Here is a 4062-nt window from a genome sequence, read left to right as displayed (position 1 = left end):
CTGGTCAAACACGCGCACAATATTATCGTGATCTAATTGCGCCAGCGTTTGTGGCTCGCTACTGGAATCCTCAGAGATTTTTAACGCAACCAGTCGTTGCATGGAATTCTGGCGTGCCTGATAAACTTTGGCGAATGCGCCTGTGCCTAATAAGGTCAGTAAGTCAAAATCATCGACGGTCTGCCCTGGTTGAAAGCTGTCAAATGCCTGAGGCGGGGAATGCTTGATTATCTTTGTTGTGAGATAATCATGATTTAAATCAAACAGCTGTTTCAGCTGTGGACTGGCTGTGGGAAATAAACTGAGGTAATCGGCAGGATCTGCGTCAAAACCGTTTTGGCGGCGAAGATGGAATTCTTCATAGAGCAGATCAACGGGGACAGCATCATTCAGCAGAGTCGGGAATTCTGCGAAGTATTCACTGATCCGTTTGGGAAAATTAAATTGCTGCCAGCGAAACTCCAGATCAATTTTAATGAGCTCAATTAACAGAAAACGATTGGGTTGTTGCTGGTTCCGCAGATATACTTTTAAATCAGGGGGCGTCTGTTGTGATTCCCAGTCGTTGATAAACTGTTGCATCATATCTGTCAGAGCAGACAGCTCGGCTGGGCTGTCTGCTGAATCCAGATGTTGCAAAGGGTCAGACAACAGTTCGCTCCTGGCTTTTGAGTGATAATTCTACAGTAACTATCTTGACAATTGAGTAGAAGCATCGCTCCGTCAATGGTATAAAGGACAGGCAAAGATGCCTCATGGTAACCGATGAGGAACGGTGTGAAAAGCGGAACGCGCCCGACTTGATAGACTCATTGCAGGAAGTTTGAAGTTTCATGACAACTGATATCGAAGTTCTCATTAAACAGATCAGGCAAGGCAGCGAACCGGCTTTGCTCGAGTTTATTGAAGCGCACCGTGCTCCCCTGTTGGCCTTTATTAATAAGAACATGAGTGACGGATTAAAAGGCAAGGTGGAAGCCGCAGATATTCTGCAGGAAGTCTCGCTCAATGCTGTTGAGTCCTTATCCCAAATGGATTTTGAGCAGAAGACACCATTTAACTGGCTCTGCCATCTCGCCGAGCGGCGGATTATTGATAATCATCGAAAATATTTCCAGGTGCAAAAGCGCGCTGCCGGACGGGAAGTCAGTCAGAGTCCAGCCGGTAATGGTGAGAAGCAGGGCTTTCTGGATCTGCTGGTGGCCAGTATCACCAGCCCCAGTCAGGCGTTCTCGCGCGGCGCAAAAGAAATGAAATTACTCGTGGCGCTGGAAACGTTACCGGAGGATCACCGGGAAGCCATTCGGCTGAAATATGTGGAAGGACTTCCAACGAAAGAAATCGCCGCCCTATTGGACAAATCAGATGTCGCCGTTCGGGTGATGATCAGTCGCTCGATGGCGAAACTGCAGGAGATGCTCAAAAACGAAGACGAATTCAAAAGCATGGTAGGTAGATAATTATTCTTCTTCGGCTTCTTCGTTATCGTGATTGGGGTCTAATTCGTTATTGATCATGTCGATCATTTGTCGAAGTCGTCCCAGACTTTTTCGATTGAAGAGCAGGGAGATACGAGGCAGGTGCGCAAGGTGGGCATCGTCTTTTTCCAACTCGTGTGTTTTGACTTTTGTGATGATGCCTGACTCGAGTATATCTCTGAATTCATTGTTCAACTGTTCGACAAACTCATCACTTGGTTCAACGTGCAATCGCAGGACAAGGCGGCCTTTCACATACCGCATACTGTTGTAGACGCTATAAAAGCCAATCACTTCATCCACGGCAGCTTCAATACTGTCCGTGACATAAAACAGGGATAAGTCCTCTTCCGAAATCAATTCCTGTTGTAAAAGATTTTTTTTCAGAAATGCTTCCCAGTCTTTCCAGTACGAATTGCCGGGCGCATCCAGGAGCACAATCGGCATGGGATCGCGCTTGCCTGTTTGAACTAACGTCAGCGTTTCGAAAGCCTCGTCCAACGTTCCGAAACCGCCGGCACAGCAGACAATCGCATGGACTTCTTTCACGAACAGCAGTTTGCGCGTGAAGAAATAGTTTAAGTTGACGAGTTTTTCGTCTTTATGAATGACATAATTGGGTTCCTGCTCAAAAGGGAGCACGATGTTGACCCCCATTGACATATCGGTGCCTGCACCCACATGAGCCGCTTCCATAATACCAGGGCCGGCACCTGTCAGAATCATCCATTTTTCTTCGGCCATGCGGCGACCAAACTGAAGTGCCTGCTGATAAGCCGGATCGTCAGGCAGAGTTCTGGCAGATCCAAAAACAGTCACTTTGCGCTGTTTGCGGTATGGCGTGAAAACCTTAAAAGCATATCTGAGTTCTTTCAGAGCACGATCAAGAATCTTGAGGTCGCCGCGTGTCGCATTATCCTGCTTCAGCTTGTCAGCCGTATCTTTGATACTGGCGACGATCGACTCGATAGGATAAAGCTCCGTGCAATGCTCTGTCGGTAATACGTCTGATTCAGACACTCGCGGACGCGTTTTTCGATATTTCCTCGACATGAACTATTAATCCTTTAACACAACTGGTCGAGCTGTCTGTCAGAGACCTTAATGTGAGTTAGCCCATTAGGGCGTCCAGAGCTTCATCTCTGGTATCATAAATTGCCCACAGCGTGTCCAGCGCTGTGATTCGCAATAATTCATTTGCCATCTTACTGGCACCGCACAGGACTAATTCACCACCTCTGCTGCGGACATGTTTATGGCAGCGCAACAAGAGTGCTAAAAATACGGAACCGAAGTAACTGACGTCGCTCAGGTCAAAGACCACCATCGGAATTTCGACTTCCTGTAAAGGAGCCATCACGATGTCGGCTGCCTGTTCGATCAGATCCCAACTCATAGACTCGACATTGCTCGCTGGAATGATTACGACAGTATTTCCATGCCATTCCAATTGAAAGTCGTCGTGGTAGTTAGCCATAAAGGAGTTCCGCAGTGAATTAAAAATTCTTTGGACACAAAAAGGTTATGATTACGGTCTATGATACTGTGAACCCGGAATCGAGAACAGCCTTCAAGTGCATCAAAAACAAGATTTCACACTTAACGGCCTGTAAACAGCCGGGGAGCCGGTCCGGAGTGTTGTGTTTGCCACCATTCCATCCAGATTTTGGCCTGTTCCGTCTGATTGATCTGGGGGTTCAGATTCGCCGGTTGCTCTGAGGCGGGGACCAGTTGTTCCAGACTGCTCAGAATTTCTTTGAGAGTCGAGTGGTTGCGCTCCGTCCAGGCTGCCCGGATCAGTGGTTCTACAAATCGTGTTTGTCCGGAGTCTCCCATTTCTCGAACGGCGTCGATCCGTGTCGCATTGAGCTTGTCATTGGAGAGCCGGACCAGTTCCTGCATACCTTCCGTATCGCCCAGTCGACTCAGAGCGGCGACTGTTTCAAAGCGAACTCTCTGGCTCGAGTGTGTCATCAATGAACGGAGAGAAGGTCCGGGGCTCTTGTCTGGTGAGGAATTGAAAACGCCCGTGATGGCAAGCGGATTGTGGCAATGGCCGATCGCTTTGATGGCTGCGAGTTGCACCGATTCGTTCTTGTCAGCCAGAAGCGGCAGCAACCAGGTGGCGTATTGTGGCAAACCGTGTGTGCCCAGGTACTCACAGCCCAGAATTCTGATATCAGGCCAGTTATGGTTGATTGCCAGGAGAGCGAGTTGTGCTGTTTCCTCATAATTGTCTTTTGCAATCGCTGACATGACGATACGCCAGACCAGACGATCCTGCTCTTGTGTCATCATTTTTCGAAGACGTTTCACGATCACCGGACTTAATGACACGTTTTGTGAGCTGATCAACAGCTGTTGTGCTGCCTTGCGGCGATCGGTTATGTGCGGGCTGGTAAGCTGATTTACGGCAGTATAATCAGGATCCAGTTTCGGGAGCAGATCGGAATAGATTTCGTCTGGGATATCGATGGATGTTTCCAGAATCAACTTTTCCAGCACGCCGATTTCTTTAGGAGAAATATTTGACAGTTCCTGATACGCGTGATGATATGGTGCGGAGTCATGCGGCTGGTTGATC

General features: G+C 48.3%; 4 protein-coding genes and 1 pseudogene. 1 reads left to right on the top strand and 4 read right to left on the bottom strand.

All coding sequences use genetic code 11. The features are described from left to right. Positions 1–651 (bottom strand): annotated as a pseudogene (locus tag Q0294_RS08485) (serine/threonine protein kinase); the annotation flags it as partial. A gap of 182 nt (positions 652–833) precedes the next feature. On the opposite strand from Q0294_RS08485, the gene Q0294_RS08480 reads away from it, so the two are divergent. Continuing rightward, on the top strand, positions 834–1460 hold the full coding sequence (locus tag Q0294_RS08480) for a sigma-70 family RNA polymerase sigma factor (protein WP_299463322.1): 627 nt from the start codon (positions 834–836) through the stop codon (positions 1458–1460). Here the strand turns inward: Q0294_RS08480 and Q0294_RS08475 are convergent, their stop codons facing one another. The 3 genes from Q0294_RS08475 to Q0294_RS08465 form a co-directional block, all read right to left on the bottom strand. Continuing rightward, entirely contained in the window at positions 1461–2531 is a 1071-nt protein-coding gene (locus Q0294_RS08475) for an LOG family protein (protein WP_299463319.1), read from the bottom strand. It abuts the gene before it with no gap. 58 nt (positions 2532–2589) lie between these two features. Continuing rightward, a complete protein-coding gene (locus Q0294_RS08470) occupies positions 2590–2955 on the bottom strand; it encodes an STAS domain-containing protein (protein ID WP_299463316.1) in 366 nt (121 codons plus the stop codon). 122 nt (positions 2956–3077) lie between these two features. Next, positions 3078–4062: HEAT repeat domain-containing protein (locus tag Q0294_RS08465; protein WP_299463313.1), on the bottom strand; the 985-nt coding region annotated here is incomplete at its 5' end.

Origin of the sequence: uncultured Gimesia sp. (assembly GCF_937919775.1) — a bacterium.
GTDB lineage: Bacteria > Planctomycetota > Planctomycetia > Planctomycetales > Planctomycetaceae > Gimesia.
The sequence above is the reverse complement of the archived record's forward strand: the minus strand, read 5'-3'. Positions and strand labels throughout refer to the sequence as shown.